Annotated in this window: 20 protein-coding genes; 11 read left to right on the top strand and 9 right to left on the bottom strand. The window is 71.9% G+C overall.

All coding sequences use genetic code 11. The features are described 5' to 3' along the window. The first annotated feature begins 2 nt into the window (after positions 1-2). From OG897_RS34785 to OG897_RS34800, 4 genes are all read left to right on the top strand, one after another. A complete protein-coding gene (locus tag OG897_RS34785; protein ID WP_266663307.1) occupies positions 3-1418 on the top strand; it encodes a CoA transferase in 1416 nt (471 codons plus the stop codon). 184 nt (positions 1419-1602) lie between these two features. Then, complete coding sequence (locus OG897_RS34790) at positions 1603-2256, top strand: 4'-phosphopantetheinyl transferase superfamily protein (RefSeq protein WP_266663309.1); 654 nt, start codon at positions 1603-1605, stop codon at positions 2254-2256. 102 nt (positions 2257-2358) lie between these two features. Then, positions 2359-2949 carry a GNAT family N-acetyltransferase gene (locus tag OG897_RS34795; protein WP_266663310.1) on the top strand — a complete coding sequence of 197 codons (591 nt, stop codon included), beginning with the start codon at positions 2359-2361 and terminating at the stop codon, positions 2947-2949. Continuing rightward, the gene (locus OG897_RS34800) at positions 2946-3164 is read left to right on the top strand and encodes a hypothetical protein (RefSeq protein WP_266663312.1); all 219 of its coding nucleotides are present in this window, start codon (positions 2946-2948) and stop codon (positions 3162-3164) included. Before OG897_RS34795 ends, OG897_RS34800 begins: the two co-directional genes overlap by 4 nt. A 72-nt stretch (positions 3165-3236) precedes the next feature. Here OG897_RS34800 and OG897_RS34805 read toward each other — a convergent pair whose 3' ends face one another. Further along, positions 3237-4349, bottom strand: coding sequence for an NADAR family protein (locus OG897_RS34805; protein WP_266663314.1), 1113 nt, complete (start codon positions 4347-4349; stop codon positions 3237-3239). 133 nt (positions 4350-4482) lie between these two features. Here OG897_RS34805 and OG897_RS34810 point away from each other — a divergent pair, with 133 nt between their 5' ends. Next, entirely contained in the window at positions 4483-5328 is an 846-nt protein-coding gene (locus tag OG897_RS34810) for an SDR family NAD(P)-dependent oxidoreductase (RefSeq protein ID WP_266663316.1), read from the top strand. Between the two features lie 104 nt (positions 5329-5432). Here OG897_RS34810 and OG897_RS34815 read toward each other — a convergent pair whose 3' ends face one another. The 3 genes from OG897_RS34815 to OG897_RS34825 all read right to left on the bottom strand — a co-directional run bounded on the left by OG897_RS34815 (position 5433) and on the right by OG897_RS34825 (position 8679). Further along, the gene (locus tag OG897_RS34815; RefSeq protein WP_266663743.1) at positions 5433-7103 is read right to left on the bottom strand and encodes a PLP-dependent aminotransferase family protein; all 1671 of its coding nucleotides are present in this window, start codon (positions 7101-7103) and stop codon (positions 5433-5435) included. Positions 7104-7364: 261 nt separating this feature from the next. After that, entirely contained in the window at positions 7365-8075 is a 711-nt protein-coding gene (locus OG897_RS34820) for a B3/4 domain-containing protein (RefSeq protein ID WP_266663317.1), read from the bottom strand. A 1-nt stretch (position 8076) separates the two neighbouring features. Beyond that, positions 8077-8679 (bottom strand): LysE family translocator, encoded by a 603-nt coding sequence (locus OG897_RS34825; protein ID WP_266663319.1) that lies wholly within the window; start codon positions 8677-8679, stop codon positions 8077-8079. A 337-nt stretch (positions 8680-9016) separates the two neighbouring features. On the opposite strand from OG897_RS34825, the gene OG897_RS34830 reads away from it, so the two are divergent. Beyond that, positions 9017-9658 carry a hypothetical protein gene (locus OG897_RS34830; RefSeq protein ID WP_266663320.1) on the top strand — a complete coding sequence of 214 codons (642 nt, stop codon included), beginning with the start codon at positions 9017-9019 and terminating at the stop codon, positions 9656-9658. Positions 9659-9671: 13 nt separating this feature from the next. On the opposite strand, the gene OG897_RS34835 is transcribed toward OG897_RS34830, so the two are convergent. Both OG897_RS34835 and OG897_RS34840 read right to left on the bottom strand, forming a co-directional pair. Further along, positions 9672-10298: a GNAT family N-acetyltransferase gene (locus OG897_RS34835; protein WP_266663321.1), complete on the bottom strand. Its 627-nt coding sequence runs from the start codon at positions 10296-10298 to the stop codon at positions 9672-9674. Between the two features lie 111 nt (positions 10299-10409). Continuing rightward, positions 10410-10979, bottom strand: coding sequence for a DUF1062 domain-containing protein (locus OG897_RS34840; protein ID WP_266663745.1), 570 nt, complete (start codon positions 10977-10979; stop codon positions 10410-10412). A gap of 396 nt (positions 10980-11375) precedes the next feature. On the opposite strand from OG897_RS34840, the gene OG897_RS34845 reads away from it, so the two are divergent. Then, positions 11376-11843 carry a cupin domain-containing protein gene (locus OG897_RS34845; protein WP_266663323.1) on the top strand — a complete coding sequence of 156 codons (468 nt, stop codon included), beginning with the start codon at positions 11376-11378 and terminating at the stop codon, positions 11841-11843. Between the two features lie 3 nt (positions 11844-11846). On the opposite strand, the gene OG897_RS34850 is transcribed toward OG897_RS34845, so the two are convergent. Then, positions 11847-12266, bottom strand: coding sequence for an ArsR family transcriptional regulator (locus OG897_RS34850; RefSeq protein WP_323188148.1), 420 nt, complete (start codon positions 12264-12266; stop codon positions 11847-11849). Between the two features lie 2 nt (positions 12267-12268). Between OG897_RS34850 and OG897_RS34855 the strand changes: the two genes are divergently transcribed. Further along, entirely contained in the window at positions 12269-12658 is a 390-nt protein-coding gene (locus OG897_RS34855) for an alpha/beta fold hydrolase (RefSeq protein ID WP_266663325.1), read from the top strand. Between the two features lie 46 nt (positions 12659-12704). On the opposite strand, the gene OG897_RS34860 is transcribed toward OG897_RS34855, so the two are convergent. Then, on the bottom strand, positions 12705-13610 hold the full coding sequence (locus OG897_RS34860; protein WP_266663327.1) for a GNAT family N-acetyltransferase: 906 nt from the start codon (positions 13608-13610) through the stop codon (positions 12705-12707). 81 nt (positions 13611-13691) lie between these two features. After that, complete coding sequence (locus tag OG897_RS34865) at positions 13692-14273, bottom strand: CGNR zinc finger domain-containing protein (protein WP_266663329.1); 582 nt, start codon at positions 14271-14273, stop codon at positions 13692-13694. Positions 14274-14509: 236 nt separating this feature from the next. On the opposite strand from OG897_RS34865, the gene OG897_RS34870 reads away from it, so the two are divergent. Genes OG897_RS34870 through OG897_RS34880 form a run of 3 tightly spaced genes read left to right on the top strand, consistent with a single transcriptional unit; the run spans position 14510 to position 15901 of the window. Continuing rightward, positions 14510-14974, top strand: a complete 465-nt coding sequence (locus tag OG897_RS34870; RefSeq protein ID WP_266663331.1) for a hypothetical protein — start codon at positions 14510-14512, stop codon at positions 14972-14974. A gap of 60 nt (positions 14975-15034) precedes the next feature. After that, positions 15035-15379, top strand: a complete 345-nt coding sequence (cutA, locus tag OG897_RS34875) for a divalent-cation tolerance protein CutA (protein ID WP_266663747.1) — start codon at positions 15035-15037, stop codon at positions 15377-15379. Positions 15380-15406: 27 nt separating this feature from the next. Continuing rightward, positions 15407-15901: a GNAT family N-acetyltransferase gene (locus OG897_RS34880; protein ID WP_266663333.1), complete on the top strand. Its 495-nt coding sequence runs from the start codon at positions 15407-15409 to the stop codon at positions 15899-15901. Positions 15902-15913: the final 12 nt, after the last annotated feature.

A 15913-nucleotide genomic window follows, 5' to 3' on the forward strand; every position in this document is an offset into this window, starting at 1 on the left:
CCATGACACTTGACGATCTTGACGCCCCGACCGTTCATGCCTGGTCAGCCGTGGGTGGGCGGCCGGAACTCGCCGAGCGCGTCGCGTACGAGGGGGCGGGTGACGTGCTGCCCGCGCAGCTGCCGGTGCGGCAGTTGGCGCGGGCGACGGTGGGGGCTGCCTCGCTGGCCGCCGCCGAGTTGGCGGCCGTGCGCGGTGGGGGAGACCTGCCGCAGGTGCGGGTGTCGGAGGGGGCGGTGGCCACCGCCTTCCACAGCGAGCGCAACCTCCGCATCGACGGCCGCGCGCCGATCAACTTCGCCCCGCTGTCAGGGTTCTGGCGTACGGCGGACAGTTGGGTGCGTACGCATGCGAACTATCCGCACCACCGGGCGCGGCTGCTGAGCACGCTCGGCATCGCGGGCGACGGGTCGCGCGACGATCGGGCGCTGGCGGGGGTGCTCGCCGCCGAGCTGGCGACGCGGGAGGCGCGGGAAGTACAGGAGACCGTCTACGCGGGAGGCGGCCTCGCGGTGGCGCTGGCCCCGGCACCGACCGCTGCGCCGGACGTTCCGCTTCCGCTGGTGGAGGTGCGGGAAGCGGAGGGGAGCGGTCCGAGCCCGAGGCGGTTGGGGGAGTCCGCTTCCGCTGCCGTCGCGACGTCGGCTCCGGCGGAAGGGGTACGGGTCCTGGACCTGACCCGGGTGCTGGCGGGGCCGGTGGCGGGGCGCACGCTGGCACTGCTCGGGGCGGACGTGCTGCGGGTGGACGCGCCGCAGCTGCGCGAGGACGCGGACACGTACACCGATACGGGGATGGGAAAGCGGTCGACGCTGCTGGACCTGGGGACGGCAGGGGACCGCGAGGTCTTCGAGGAACTGCTGGCGACGGCGGACGTGGTGCTCTCGGCGTACCGGCCAGGCTCCCTGGACCGGCACGGCCTCGCCCCGGAGGCGCTGCTCGAACGGCGTCCTGACCTGATCGTGGCGCAGTTGTGTGCGTGGGGGTGGGCCGGGCCGTGGGCAGGGCGGCGGGGCTTCGACAGTCTCGTGCAGGTGGGGACCGGGATCGCCGCGATCGAGGGGGAGGGGGCGGGCGAGGGAGGCCGACCGGGGGCGTTGCCCGCGCAGGCGCTGGACCACGGCACGGGATACCTCATCGCGGCGGGTGTGCTGCGCGGTCTGACGGAGCGTCAGGAGACGGGGCGTGGCCGTCACTTGCGCTTCTCGCTTGTCGGTACCGCCTCCTGGCTGATGCACGGGCTGCGCCCGGAGCCGCCGACGTCCGACGTGCACGACGAAGGGCGCTGGATGGCGGCCTGCGAGTCTCCGTACGGGAAGCTGGGGCACGCGCTCCCGCCCGTCGCGTACGAGGGCGGCCCGGCGAACTGGGCCCGGCCGGTGGGGCTGTGGGGGGCGGACGCGCCGAGCTGGCGCTGAGCTGGCGCTTGGGGGGTGCTGAGGGGGTGCGCTTGTTGAGGGCCCTCAAGGCCCATCGGCCCCACATGAGATGCTGCAACTCCCAGCCCCCGCCCACCTCAATCACCCCACGAGGCCCACCATGTCCGATCCCCTCGTAGCGCCCCGCACCTTGCCCTCCGGGCCGTATCCCGAAGTGCTGAAGATGCCTGAACTTCTCCCCGACGTATGGGTGTTGCGGATCTCCACGTACGACGGGTACGACGAGGCCGAGGCCGAGCGCACCCTGGAGCTGCTCGATCCCGGCGAGCGGGAGCGGCACTCCGCCTTCCGGCGGGAAGAGGACCGGGCGAGGTACCGCGCCGCGCACGCCGCTCTGCGGCGGCTGGCCGGAGCGTACCTCCGGCAGGAACCCGCTTCCCTGGTCTTCGGGCGGGAGGACTGCCCGTTGTGCCCCGAGCCGCACGGGCGGCCCTCCCTTCCGGGAACCGGCCTGCACTTCTCGCTTTCGCACAGCGGGGATCTCGTGCTGCTCGCCTTCGGGGCGACTGCGGTCGGGGCCGACGTCGAAGAGCTGCCGTCCGCGAAGCAGGCCGACGAGGTCGCCTCGGCCCTCCACTCCCGGGAGCGGGCCGAGCTGGCCGCCCTGCGAGGGGACGACGGGGCGCGCGTTGCCGCCTTCGGGCGGTGCTGGACCCGGAAGGAGGCGTACCTCAAGGGCACCGGCACGGGCATCGCCGTACCGCTCGACGGGACGTACGTCGGGGCCGGGGCTCGACCCGGGGACGTTCCGGGGTGGCGCATCCTCGACGTGGAGGCGCCCGAGGGGTACGCCGCTGCCATCGCGTACGCCGTCTGAAGTGACCGGTGGTGCTGCTGGTGCTGACAGCGCTGACAGCGCTGACAGGGCTGGTAGCGCTGGCAGTGTTGGCAGACCGGCGGTGCGGTTACCTTAGTGATCATGCCTGCGAAGACACCCCTGCCCGTCACGCTCACCGGCCGCCACGTGCGCCTCGAACCGCTCACCGAGGCGCACCTCGGCGACCTCTTCCTGGCGGGTGGCCGGGACGAGGAGGTGTGGCGCTGGCAGGGCGGCCCGGCCCCGCAGACCGAGGCCGAACTCGCCGAGCTGCTCCGGTCCGTGCTGGACGAGGAGGACTACGTGCCGTTCGCCGTGATTCACCTGGCGAGCGGCAGGGCCGTCGGCTGGACGACGTACATGGACATCGCCGTGGAGGACGAGCGGCTGGAGATCGGCTGGACCTGGTACGGGCGCGCGTACTGGCGCTCCCCGGTCAACACCGAGTGCAAGCTGCTCCTGCTCGGCCACGCCTTCGAGGACCTGGGCATGGGGCGCGTCCAACTGAAGACCGACCACAGGAACGAACGCTCCCAGGCCGCCATCGCCCGCCTCGGGGCCCAGCGCGAGGGCGTTCTGCGCCGCCATCGCCGCCGCCCGGACGGCACGTGGCGCGACTCGGTGTACTTCTCGCTTCTCGCGGAGGAGTGGCCGGAGGCGAAGGCGCGGCTGGGGGCCCGGCTCGTACGGTGACGGGAAGCACTTGTCCGGCGCCCGGAAAGCCATTCCCCGGTGACCCCGCCCGTATCGTCGTCGGCTGGGCCGTCCTCAAGGACGAGCCCCAACAGGACCGGCGCTGCGCGCGGCACGCCGAGTGCGGGCAGCGGCAGGCCACCACCTGCGACCGGGGCGAGGACTCGATGGTTTGCGGCCGGGCCTCCGTGACGACCTGGGCGCTCGCTGCCTGAACCCCGACTTCTCCACGGCGGGCCCGCCACCTCCCTGGTGGCGGGCCCGCCGTACGCCGGGGGCCTTCGCCGTCAGAGCCCCGCCCGCTCCGCCCGCAGCTCCGACCGTACGAGCTCCAGCAGTCGGCCCATCCAGTTGCGCCCCGCCGCGCCGCTCTGGTCCCAGTAGTCACGCGGAGGCAGCCCCACGTGGTGCAACGGGGCGTCCCCGGTGCCCACCAACTCATCGGCGAGGTCCACATGCTGGGCGAACTTCGCCCGCACCAGCCGCGTCATCACGGCCAGCCGGACATCTTGCCAGCCCGCCCGGCGCGGTGCCTCCTCGCCCAACTCCCGCGCCCCCACGGGGTTCTGAGCGGTCCGAATCAGCTCCGCCCGTTCGGCGTCGTCGGTGGACAGCGCCCAGTACGCGTGCGTCACCGTCGGATACGTCACGCCGTCGACCCGGATCGGAGCAGGGTGTTCGTTCCGCAGCCGCGCCACGGGTCTCTTCTCCGCCCGGCCGAAGGCGGGCTCCACCCGGACCGGGGGAGTGCGCGGGCGCTGCGGCCCGTCCGCGTCCCGGTGCCGCTCGGCCGCGTCCCGCCAGTGCGCGTGCTCGGCGAAGTACCGTACGGCTTCCTCGTGGTCCTCCTCGTCGACGGGCTCGTCGAGCCGCTCGGCCGTACCGCCGGGACCGGCCGCGAGGACCTGGAGCGGGAGGTCCCGGGCGTCCGTGTCGCCGAGTGCGTACACGCGCAGGGACTCCGGAATCTCCAGGTACGCGGCCCGGAGCGCCGCCCGGTTGGCGTCGGTGCGTTCGGCCAGGAAGACCTCGACGGCGACCAGGCACCGTGCGGTGGAGGTGGGCCTGCCGTTGAGCTCTTCGATCTCGTCCCGCACCTCGCCGATCAGGCATTCCGGCTCCGTGTACGAGCGGACGCCGGTCATGGTCCAGGAGCCGACCCGGAACGCGGACGCCCGCTCTCCCTCCGCCAGTTCGGTGACGACCCGCCCGGACCTGACCAGCTCCGCGAACTCCTCCACGGTGACGAGGCCGTCGCCGCGCCAGTCGATCAGCCCGTCCGCGTACACGACGAGGCCGGTGAGGTGACAGATGCCGCCGCCGCGATGGAAGGCGTGCCGCCAGGTGCCGGGTACGCGTTCGCCGTCGGCGTCGCGGTAGGTGGGGTTTCGCAGGGCCATGGGACCCGACCCTAAGACCGTGCCGTGGGGCTCGGTGCGGCAGGGACCGTGCAGCAGTCACAGGCTGGTGGTGCGAACACCAGGATCAGCGGGCTCTCTCGTGCGCCGCGCCGCCCCTGCCAGGATCGCCCCCATGAACCCACGCACCACCCTCGTCACCGGCGCGACCCAGGGCCTCGGCCGAGGCATCGCCCTCGACCTCGCCGCACGCGGTGACACCGTTCTGCTGCACGGCCGCGACCGGGCCCGCCTCGACGCGGTCGCGGACGAGGTCCGGGCCGCCGCGCCGGACGCCACCGTCCGTACGTACCTCGCGGACCTGTCCGACCTCGACCAGGTCCGCGAGCTGGCCGCACAGGTGAGGGCGGCGGAGCCCCGGCTCGACGCGCTGGTCAACAACGCGGTCGCGGGCGGCGGTTCGGAGCCGCTGCGCAGAGAGCTGAGCGCGCAGGGCCACGAGCTGCGCTTCGCCGTCAACCACCTCGCCCCGTACGCCCTCACCCGGGGCCTGCTGCCCCTGCTCACCGCGTCCGCGCACACCGGCTCCGCGCCCGCCCGCGTCGTCAACGTGGCCTCCATCGGCCAGGAGGCCCTCGACTTCGACGACCTCATGCTGGAACAGGGCTACGAGGGGCTGCGCGCCTACTGCAGGAGCAAGCTCGCGCTGATCATGGCGACCTTCGAGCTGGCCGCCGAACTCGACGGCACGGGTGTCACCGTCAACACCCTCCACCCCGCCCACCTCATGGACACCAGGGGTGTGCGCGAGTACGGCCTCACTCCGGCGGTGAGCGTCGAGGACGGCGTGCGCCCGACCGTCCGCCTGATCCTCGACCCGGAGCTGGGCTCCACCACGGGCCGCTACTTCGACCAGTTCACGGACACGCGCGCGCACGAGCAGGCGTACGACGCCGATGTCCGCCGACGACTGATGACGATCACCGACGAGCTGGTTCGCGGATGCGTGCCGACGGACTGACCCACTTCGGCCGACCTCCCGGGCCACCTCGGCCGACCGGCTCTTGGGCCACTTCCGCCGCTGCCACGGTCACCTCGTCCAGCACTGAGGCGCGGGGGTGGCGACTACTCGACGTGGGACGGCCGTCCGGCACGGGACGACCGCCCTGCACGGGACCCGGCCAGCTCGCGCAGTGCCCGGCCGATGGTTTCCACGCCTTCGGAGACGGCGCTGGTGGAGCCCGCCGCGTAACCGAGGACGAGGCCCTGCGGACCGGACAGTTGACGGTGCCAGGACAGGGGCTGGCACTTCACGCCGTGGGCGAGTGCGGCTGCGGCCAGCTCCGTGTCCGGAACGTCCTGCGCGTACGTGACCGTCAGGTGCAGGCCCGCCGCCGCGCCGTGCACGACCGCACCCGGCAGATGGGTGCCAACGGCGTCGATCATCGCGTCGCGGCGGCGAACGTGGCGGCTGCGGAGCAGACGGAGGTGGCGTTCCAGCTGGCCGGTGTCCATCAGGCGGGCGAGCACCAGTTGGGGGAGGACGGCGTTGCCGAGGTCGGTGAAGCGTTTCGCGCTGGTCAGAGCAGGGAGGTAGCGGGGCGGCGGCACCATCCAGCCGATGCGCAGGGCGGGGGCGAGGAGTTTGGAGACGCTGCCCAGGTAGCAGACGCGGTCGGCGAGCAGGGAGCGGAGGGCCGGGACCGGCGGGCGGTCGTAACGGTGTTCGGCGTCGTAGTCGTCCTCGATGATCAGGCCGTCGTGCGTGGTCGCCCAGTGCAGGAGCTCGCGACGCCGCTCGCCGCTCGTGACGACGCCGGTCGGGAACTGGTGGGCGGGCGTGAGGAGGACGGCCGGGGCTCCGGTGGCGTGCAGCGCGTCGACGCGGACGCCGTCCTCGTCGACCGGTACGGGCGGGGTGGTGAGGCTTCCGTTGAGGAGGTGCTGGCGGGTGCCGAGCGAGCCGGGGTCCTCGACGGCGATGCTGTCGATGCCGTCCGCGTGGAGTATCGGATGGAGGAGGGTGAGGGCCTGGGCCGTACCGGCGACGATCAGTACCTCGTCGGGGCCGACCCGGATGCCACGGCTGCGGGCCAGCCAGTCGGCGACGGCCCGGCGCAGCCGGAGGGCGCCGCGGGGGTCTCCGTAACCGAGGTCGTCGGCGGACAGTTCGGCGAGCACGGCCCGCTCGGCGCGGAGCCAGGCCGCGCGGGGGAAGGCGGTGAGGTCGGGCCTTCCGGGGGTGAGGTCGATGCGGGTGCGGGCGGCGCGCAGGGCGTCGAAGACTTCGGGTCCGGGGGTGCCGGAGAAGAGGGCGGCGGGCGATGCGTGGTGCGTGAGGTGTGAGGGGGGTGTTGGTGCTGGCGGGGGCGCGGGGTGCTGAGTGGCGGAGGTTGATGGCGGTACGAGGGGTGCCTGCCGGGGCGGGCGTGGCGGGGCGGGGGTTTGGCGGGGCCGAGTGCGTCGGGCGGGGGCGCTCGGCGGTGCTGGGGACGGCGCGTTCGGGGCGGGGTCGTGCACGGCGCAGCCGTACGCGGCGGGACCGTACGAGGACGGGGTCATCGACCCCCCGAGGGGGGCCGCGACGACCGTCGTACCGCCGCGCCTCCGTCCCTCGACGTGGCCGTCCTCGGTGAGGCGTCGGTACGCCTCGGTGACCACACCCCGGGAGACGCCGAGTTCGGCGGCGAGGACCCGTGTGGGCGGCAGCTTGGCACCGACGACGAGGCGGCCGTCGGCTATGGCCTGCCGCAGGTGCCGCGACAGCCAGTCGGCCTTGCCGCCCGAAGGGGCCATGCCGACGTTCAGTTGGAGGAAGTCGGAGCCGTGCGCCACGGGTCCGTGTGGTGCGGGCCTGTGTGTCGTGGGTCCGTGTGCCGTGGGTGTGTGCGGTGTGTGCGGTGTGTGCGCCACGGGGTCGACGGCCGGGTCGGCTGCCGCGACCGTCCTGCTGCCCGTCACCCGTTTCATCCGATTCACCCGTTTCCCTTCGTCCATCGGGCCATGCTGCCACGCACGGCCAGGACCCCGTGGCGCCGTCCACGCGCCGGGCAGAGGTCAGGAGCCGAAGGTGAACTCCGGTGCGGATGCGCTGAGTACGGCCGTCCTCGGGTCGGTCCGCCAGTGGGCGGCCAGCTCCTCGGCAAGGGTCTTCAACATCTCCGGGACGGTCTCCGCCTCGTCACCGCCGCCTTCGTGCATGGCCTCCACCACGACCAGGATCCGGGCGGTGTGCGGCCCGACCGCCGAGTGGCCGCTCTGCCGGTTCGTCCAGCGCCGGGCATGGGCCCGCCCTTCGGAGTCCACGAACGTCACTTCCCCCACGGCCGGGTGCTCGGTCTCCCCGCCGAAGGTGGTGTAGTGCTCGTCGCCCCGGGCGTGACGCACCTCCAGAAGCGGGCCCGCGATGCGGTCGGCGTCGAGGGCCGCGACCGGGACCCCGTACGCGACGGAGACCGCGTTGCACAGGTCGACCACGGGATGGATGCTCGGCAGCGCCCGCTCCTTGCGCAGCCGCCGCAGCAGTGACTCGGAGGCGCACCGGTACTGCGTCGGCTTCAGCCCCATCCTGGCGAACGCCCGCCGCCAGGCGAGGACTTCGGGCAGCTGCCCCTCGGTGGCGTCGGCCAGCCGGGCCAGGGCGCGGCCCGTGTACTCCGCGACCCCCGCTCCGACATCGGCGTCCCCTGCCACACCGCTGGCGTACAGCACGCCCGCACTCAGTTCGGGGTGGGCGGACCAGATGGTGCCCGCGTGCCGGAAGCGCATCTCAGGCCACCGCCAGTCGTGCGCTGAGCCCCACGAAGGAGACGGCGAACACCCGGCGGATGACGGTCATCACGCGCGGCCGGGCCAGCACCCGGTCCCGTACGGCTGCGGCACACACGCCGTACACGGCGAAGACGGCGAAGGTCAGAGCCATGAAGACGGCGCTGAGTTCGAGCATCGCGCCCAGCGAACCGGACCGGTCGGCAGGCACGAACTGCGGCAGGAACGCGACGAAGAACATCGTGAGCTTGGGATTGAGCAGATTGAGCAGCACCGCCGAACCGATCACGCGCCCCGCCGACCGGGCCTCGGCCCCTCCCACTTCCAGGGCGTCCTTGTCGCGCAGGGTGGCCCACGCCATGTAGAGCAGATAGCCGACACCGAGGTACTTCACCACGTCGAAGGCGACGGGGCTGGCGTGCAACAGCGCGGCGAGCCCGGTGACCGAAGCCACCAGATGCGGTACGACACCGAGCGTGCAGCCGAACGCGGCGACCACACTGGCCCCGCGTCCGTGGGACAGCCCGGCGGCGAGGGTGTACACGACACCGGGCCCCGGGGTCAGCACCACGGCGAGGGTGGTGAGCAGGAACGCGACACTCAAGGGGACCTCCACAGGACCACGATTTTCCAGGTGCTCCCCACCCTGACCCGTCGATGGTCCACCGAACAGGGCCAAAGACAGCCCGTCTGACAGGTCCAATTCCCCTTCCGGGAGTGCCGTTGAGACACATGCGCCGTTGGGGCGCACGTCTTAACGCCCCTGAGCCGCTCGCCCCGCCGTCCCGCACTGCTCGTGGGTGTCATCCAGGCGAGCACGCATCCGGGGTACATCGCGGTGCGGAGGCAGGGCGATTCGGGCTCTTGGGCCGTTGTCAGACCCGGCGGTTACGGTGGTTGATCACTGACACCCGAACCCTGGGGCCTTGGGGGGGACTTGCATGAACACGCACCCGGATGTGGCCGAACTGCTCGAACTCGTGCCTGCGGATCTCGCGGGCGGTGAGCGGGTCGACTGGGGCGCGGCGGAAGCCGCCCTGGGGACCGGGCTGCCGAGCGACTACAAGGCCGTGCTCGATGCGTACGGCATGGGGAACATCGGCGAACTCGTCATCGTGCCACCGGTTCCCGGCTCCATACGGGCCTACGCGGACTTCCACATGGCGGCTCAGGCGGTCGAGCTGCGCCACCTCTGGGAGTCCGACGGGGGTGTCCCGGGCGTGGACCTCGGAGCCGATGCGGTCCTGCCCTGGGGCAGCGGCATGAACGCCAACGAGATGGGCTGGCTCATGAACGACCCGGACCCGGACAAGTGGCCCGTCGTCGCCTGGCGGAGGCACCACTCGTCCGACGAGTCGGCGTGGGCCCTGTTCGACTGCGGAATGGTCCGGTTCCTGACCCGCATGATGAGGGGGCAGTTCGAGGACTGCCCCCTCGGCCACGCGTCGCTCTGGAAGCGAACGGACACCTTCGTCAGCTGGAAGGAGCAGGGTCGCCGGTACGTGGCGGGGCTGGACCCACGCACCGGGGAGCCCGATCCCTATGCCGGGACGTATCCCGTGCGCGCGGAGGACTGGACCTGAGGGGGGAGAGACGTCAGGCGGCCGGGGCAGGGGCCGGGTCCGTGGCCAGACGGGCGTGGAGGTGTTCGTCGTGGTACTCGCCGTCGCCGAAGCGGTACGAGGCGCGGAGCGTGCCCTCGGCGGGGAAGCCGGCGCGCAGGCCCACCCGGCAAGACGCCTCGTTCTCGACGGCGTGCGCGAGTTCGAGGCGGCGGACGCCCGCCGTGCGGAAGGCCCACTCGGTGGCGGTCCGGACCGCGCGGGTCGCGAGGCCACGCCCTCGGGCGGCGGGGAGCAGCCAGTAGCCGATCATGCCGAGCCCGTCCGAGCGGTCCGTCCAGCGGACGGTGAGGGTGCCCAGGAAGCAGGGGTCGGTGTCGGGGTCCTTCGCGGTGTCGAGCAGGGCGAAGGTGCCGGTGGCACCGGAGGTCCAGGCGTCGTCCCGTACCTCCAGCCACGTGACCGCAGCGGCGTGATCGGCGGCGGGAAGGGGGTTCCAGAGGGCTATCTGCGGGTCGGCGGCGGCGTCCATCAGGCCCTGGAGGAGGACTGGGGACTCGATGTCCTTGCGGCTCCAGGGGCGCAGGAGGGAGTCCCCGAGGTCGAGGGTTTCGGGCGTGAACGCGCGCGGGCCGACGGCCGGGGCGGGGGAAGTGCTCATGAGGCTTCTTTCTAGCGGGGTCGTACCGCTGTGGCCAGCGGATATTGAGGGGGGAGGGGGCGGGGGCCAGCCGATTCCTGCCGGACCCTGCCCCCTCCCTTCCGAGGGGGCTCAGCGTTTGAGCAGGAAGGTGAAGTCGTCGGAGAGCTTGCCACTCAGGCGGACGGCGGACACGAGCCCGCCCTCGGCGAGCAGTCTCCCGACCTCGGCCCGGGAGAGGCCGAAGCCTTCGGCGATCAGGCGCAGCGGCCGGACGGGAATGCGTGCCGCGAAGTGGACCGAGACCTCGATTGCCTCCCCATCCGGCCGTTTCGGCGATTCCGGCTGTTCTGGCTGTTCCGGTTGCTCGGCCTTGCCGGTGTCGAGATGCCAGGCACAGTCCCAGTCCAGGGCGATGCGATTGCGCCGCCGCACGGCCGGTTCCTGGAGCAATTCGCCAGCCAGGGAGAGGTCGTTGGCGTGCAGGCGATCCAGGAGGTCGGGACGTACGGAACGGACGTGAGCCCGGTCCAGGACGGTGAGCTTGGTGGTGTCCCCGCAGCCCGTGCACAGCGCGAGGAGCCAGACGTCAAGGAGCTTGTGGTTGGCGTTGACCCGGAACTTGCCGGTCGTCCGGAAGCGCTCTGCGGAGCACTTGTGGCAACGGCGGAGGACGGCAGGAAGGCAGGTGGGAGCGACCACCCAGGTGGTTTGTGACACAGAGATACACCGGTTCTGGTGAGAAGACCGCAGCGAAAAGGAGCACGGCGCACGGATGCGGCGCGCGACGGTTCAGCGCTCGGGGTGTCTCACTTGGTGTACAACGGCACGTCCTTGACCGGGAGCTCTGCGTGACCGGGAGCCCTGCGTGAACGGGAGTTCTGCGGGGCCGGGAGTTCTGGGCGGGAGTGACGGTAGCGGCGCACGGAAGTGCGGCACCACCGAATTTCCTTCTGCGGAGACGGACGGGTGCGGTCCGGGGGCGCGCGAGTGGGGGATTTGCCGTTCCGGCAAAGGCAGTTGGCGGTTTGGGTACGGCGCCCGCAGCCTGAGGCGCATCCGAAGTCAGCCCGCACACCACCGCCAGGAGGGCACATCATGAACACCCACGAAGGCACCGAATCCACACCGGGCGCGTCCGGCAGCGAGCCGCGCGGCAATCGCCTCCACCACGTCCGGGCCGGTGAGCTGGACGGCCACACCGCCATCAGCGGAAGCACGGTCGGCTCGAAGAGGCTCTGGATGGGCCTGGTGGAGAACGCGCCGCTGAGCGCGACGGACAACCACCACCACGGTGCTTCGGAAGCGGGCATCTACGTGGTCAGCGGGAACCCGGTGTACTCCTTCCACGACGGCACGCAGGAGGTACGGATCACCGCCGGGCCCGGCGACTTCCTGCTCGTCCCGCCGTTCGTCCCGCACCGCGAGGAGAACCCCGATCCGAAGGTGCCCGCAGTCGTCGTGATCGCCCGCACCACCCAGGAGCCCATCAAAGTCCCGGTGCCCGAGCTGTACCACCTCGCGGACGCCGACGCCGCTGCGGAGGAGGGCCCGGTGCGACGGTGAAGGCTACTCGCCCGGGGACGCTTCCTCGGCAGGGAAGAGGATCGGGCTGACCAGGTGCCGGACGCGCTCGGGAGAGGGCTCGTTGGCGAGACGCGGGGCGAGCACCGCCCGCAACTCACCGATCAGCTCCGCGAGTTCGTCCGGGCTCAGCCAGGCCGAGTGCTGGCGGTAGCCCACCAGGTCGGCGACCGGGTCGGCGCCGTCCCGGTCCAGGTACGCGTTGAACTCGCCCAGCAGCGCCGCCATCGCCACGGCGAACACGCGCCGATGGTCCTCCCTCGACACGGACGCGGCCGCCTCCGCGTCGACGACGGCCCGCTCCCGGCGCAGCCGGTAGCGCCGCTCGACAGCTCCCCGTACGCGCCGTTCCCCCTCCACCTCCAGCAGTCCGCTCTCGGCCAGCACGCCCACCTGCCGGTACACGGTTGCACTTCTCGGCCTGGCCCGAAGAGGTGCGCGGGCCGCTCGTCGAACGGCACCTCGCCACCTGGCGGGCTGCCTCGCAGGAGAACCGGAACCTGTACGACAAGGTCTCCGACGAGTTCCGGAGCGCCCCGAGCACCCCGGGCGTGCCCTTGATCGTGCTCTCGGCGGCGGGGCACGACGCCACTCAGGCCCACCTCTGGTCGGAGGAGCAACTGCGCCGGATCCAGGGGATCAAGCAGACCCTCCATGCGGAACTCGCCGCCGAGTCCCCGTGCGGCGAGCACCGCATCCTCGACGACGCAGGGCACGGCTGGCTCCATGAGGAGTGTCCGGACGCGGTGCTCCGGGCGGTCGACGACCTGCTGGACCGAGTGAGGTGCAAGAGGTGAGGGGCAAGAGGCGAGGGGTTAGATGTGGGGCGCGAGAGGTGAGGGGCTAGAGGAAGCGGCCGCTCGGGATGTACGGGGCCGGGGCGTCGAGGCCGCGCAGGGCCAGGTAGCCGTCCTGGTACAGGTCCAGGCGGGCGGTCAGGCCGACGTCCAGGGCCCATTGGTTGGCGGCGGTGATCGATGAAGGGACGTTGACGGGGCTGGCCGGGGCCTGGGCGAGGGCTTCCCAGAGCAAGGTGCTCGCGGTGTCCGGGTGGTGGGCGGCGAGGAGGTTGGGGCGGCCGTTCTCCGTGTAGACGTAGCCGGGGGTGCGGGGGTTCTCGGCCACGGTCAGGCGCATGGTCCGCTGCATGTGGAGGTGGTCGGGGCCGCCGTGGCCCGCGCCCCGGAGCTCCGTATCCAGGCGGTCCATCCACTCGATGTCGTCGGGGGTGCCGTCGCGCAGGCCGGTGATCGCGGGGAGGGTGGAGCGGTCGACCGTGCCGGTCAGGCCCATCAGGGGCTGGAGGGTGAAGCCCGCCTGCCAGTAGCGGCGGGTCGCGCCCGGGTGGACCGTCGAGATGAACATGCCCCGGCGGCCGCCCGCGTGGGCCAGGACGGCGTCCATCAGGCGGCTGCCGATGCCCTTGCCCTGGCGTCCCGGCAGTACCCCGTACGTGATGAGGAGCCAGAGGGGACCGCGGTTCTGGGAGAGGGCGAAGCCGATGACGCGCTCGGTGTCGTTGTCGTCGCTCGCGTCCTCGACCGCTACCCAGCAGCCTTCGGGGTCCGTGGCCAGGAAGTGGCCCATCCGTTCGATCCAGAGGGCGGATTCGGCGGGGGTGCGGGGTTCCGGTTCGGGGTCGCTCACGCGCCTGCTGCGCCGGTCGCCCTCCAGGAAGGTGATGTTCGAGGCTTGTTCGGCGGAGGGGAGGTCGAGCGCGTGCATCCGCCGGATGCGTGCTGAGTCCATCGGGTGAAGGTATAGGGGGTGGGGGAGGGGCGCCCATCGAATTCTCTGTCCGACGGGGCTCGGTCGGATCCCCGACTGTCTTTATTCGGCTGCCTGTTGGCGTGCCCGGTGCTTCGCGACGTTCAGGCGGTTGCCGCACAGGTGGGGGATGCAGTAGCGGCGGCGGCCCGCCTTGCTGGTGTCGACGAACAGGCCCGTGCAGGTCGGCGAGGCGCACGGGCGGAACCGGTCGTGGCTGAGCGTGTGCAGGACGCCCAGCAGGCCGGTGCCCACGAGGGCGGCCAGCTCGTCGGCGGCCGAAGCGCCGGGGGCCGTGGTGACGTGCCACTGCCAGTGGCCGTCCGCGTCCCGGAGCAGGGAGAGGCCCGAAGTGGCCCTGGCGGCGAGACGGTTGGCGCCCTCGGCCACCTCCTGCTCGGTCGCGGCCTCCAGGAGGCCACGCGTTTCCTCGCGGAGCGCCAGGACTTGGGTGAGGTCGTGGTCGGTGGGCGGTGTTCCCGGCGGAAGGGCGTCAAGTCGTACGTCGTGTTCGGCGAGGAAGGCCGTCAACTCGGCCGGACCGGTGAGGACTTCACCGATGTCCGTGCGGACGTGGGCCGAGGTGTTGACGAGGCCGGTGGCCACGCCCGCACCGGTGGCGTAACGGGAAAAGAGTATCTTCACGTCTTACTCCGTGCTAGCGTAATGAGTGAAAGGCAACTATACCTCTTAGTGCTCTTTGGTCGATCAAGGACGTGCTGTACGGCATCGACGCCGGGCCCGCGATCAGGCACGCGGCGCCTGTGCCGACCGCGCCCAAACTTTCTCAACCCCCTCGACTCTCCCGACTCGCCTGCTCGTTAGTGCATCGCGCAGACCGCCCCGGAGGCACCGTGAAGCCCGTGAATACCGTGAAGCCGGTGAGTACCGCAGCCTTCCTCGCCTACCTCGACGGCCGTCAGACGCGCTGGCGGCTCATCCTCGACGCGGCCGTCGAAGCCGCGGGTGGCGATCCGCGTGCCCGGTTGCTCGCCGTCTTCGACGCCCTCCGCGAGTGGGCGGGCTCGGCGTCGGACGGGTTCCGCAGCAATGCCTTCGTCCAGGCCCAGTACGAGTCCGACCACCCCGACGGCGTCGTCCGTGCCGTCATCGCCCAGCACAAGCGCACCCTGCGCGGCCGGATGCTCGCCCTCGCCGAAGCCACCGGCACCCCCGACCCCGCCCTCCTGGTCGACCAACTCCTCCTGGTCTACGAGGGTTCCGTGGTCAACCACTCCCTCGGCACCGTCGCCGAGTCGGCCGACAAGGCGCACCGTACGGCCCGCCAGCTCATCGCCGCCGCCACCCCGCAGCCGCTGGACGCGTTCTGGGCTGGGCGGGGCTGAGGGTGCGTACGGCCGTGGGGGTCCGGGCCCCGCGAACCTCCTGCGTAGGCTCGGCGCATGATGACGACTCCGTACTCCGGCGCGTACGCCGTACTGACCACCACGACCGACAGTGAGGCCAAGGCCGACGAGCTGGCGGCCCGGGTGATCGACGAGCGGCTGGCCGCCTGTGCGCAGGTGTATCCGGTTCACTCGGTCTACCGGTGGGAGGGGAAGGTCGAGCGGGCGCGGGAGTGGCGGGTCGACTTCAAGACGCGTGGGGAGCTGGTCGACGAACTCGCGGCCCGGGTAGGTGAGTTGCACGACTATGACGTCCCGGAGATCGTCGCCGTTCCGGTGCTGGCGGGGAGTCCGGCGTACCTGGAGTGGGTCGCGGAGCAGACGCGCGAGGCGAGGGTTTCGTAACAGGCAGATGGTCGGTAGGGTCATTACATGACGCGCGTGCGGCAGGCGGTGCAGGACGACGTTCCCGAGCTGGTACGGCTGCGGGCCATGCTCTTCGAGAACCTCGGCGGGGACTTCTTCAACCCCGAGTCGCATGAGAACTCCGAGGAGCGCGACGGGGGCTGGCGAGGTGAGCTGGCCGTCGTGCTCAAGGAGCAGGTGGCCTCCGAGAGCGTACGGATCCTCGTCGTGGACGCGGGCGACGGAAGCGGTCTCGCCGCCTGCGGCATCGGGACCATCGAGCAGCGGCTCCCCGGTCCACACCTCCGCAACGGCCGCATCGGGCACGTCATCGGCGTCATCACCGACCCGGCACACCGCAGGCGCGGACACAGCCGGGCGGTGCTGGAGGAGTTGCTGGACTGGTTCCGGCACCAGTTTGTGGCGCGGGTCGACCTGTACGCCTCGGCCGAGGGCGAGCCGCTCTACCGCGCCCTCGGCTTCGACGATCTCCCGGACCCCGCGCTGTACTGGCGGCCGTGAGGCCGCTCGTCG

It is taken from the genome of Streptomyces sp. NBC_00237, assembly GCF_026342435.1.
Taxonomy (GTDB): Bacteria; Actinomycetota; Actinomycetes; order Streptomycetales; family Streptomycetaceae; genus Streptomyces.

Excerpts from the sequence above, each read along its gene's own strand:
- OG897_RS34815 (WP_266663743.1), bottom strand. The coding sequence starts at position 7,103 with ATGGCCCCTTCGGGCGGCAAGGCCGACTGGCTGTCGCGGCACCTGCGG.
- OG897_RS34860 (WP_266663327.1), bottom strand. The coding sequence starts at position 13,610 with ATGGACTCAGCACGCATCCGGCGGATGCACGCGCTCGACCTCCCCTCC.
- cutA (WP_266663747.1), top strand. The coding sequence starts at position 15,035 with ATGACGACTCCGTACTCCGGCGCGTACGCCGTACTGACCACCACGACC.
- OG897_RS34785 (WP_266663307.1), top strand. The coding sequence starts at position 3 with ATGACACTTGACGATCTTGACGCCCCGACCGTTCATGCCTGGTCAGCC.
- OG897_RS34805 (WP_266663314.1), bottom strand. The coding sequence starts at position 4,349 with ATGGCCCTGCGAAACCCCACCTACCGCGACGCCGACGGCGAACGCGTA.
- OG897_RS34835 (WP_266663321.1), bottom strand. The coding sequence starts at position 10,298 with ATGAGCACTTCCCCCGCCCCGGCCGTCGGCCCGCGCGCGTTCACGCCC.
- OG897_RS34845 (WP_266663323.1), top strand. The coding sequence starts at position 11,376 with ATGAACACCCACGAAGGCACCGAATCCACACCGGGCGCGTCCGGCAGC.
- OG897_RS34810 (WP_266663316.1), top strand. The coding sequence starts at position 4,483 with ATGAACCCACGCACCACCCTCGTCACCGGCGCGACCCAGGGCCTCGGC.
- OG897_RS34820 (WP_266663317.1), bottom strand. The coding sequence starts at position 8,075 with ATGCGCTTCCGGCACGCGGGCACCATCTGGTCCGCCCACCCCGAACTG.
- OG897_RS34830 (WP_266663320.1), top strand. The coding sequence starts at position 9,017 with ATGAACACGCACCCGGATGTGGCCGAACTGCTCGAACTCGTGCCTGCG.
- OG897_RS34880 (WP_266663333.1), top strand. The coding sequence starts at position 15,407 with ATGACGCGCGTGCGGCAGGCGGTGCAGGACGACGTTCCCGAGCTGGTA.
- OG897_RS34790 (WP_266663309.1), top strand. The coding sequence starts at position 1,603 with ATGCCTGAACTTCTCCCCGACGTATGGGTGTTGCGGATCTCCACGTAC.
- OG897_RS34795 (WP_266663310.1), top strand. The coding sequence starts at position 2,359 with ATGCCTGCGAAGACACCCCTGCCCGTCACGCTCACCGGCCGCCACGTG.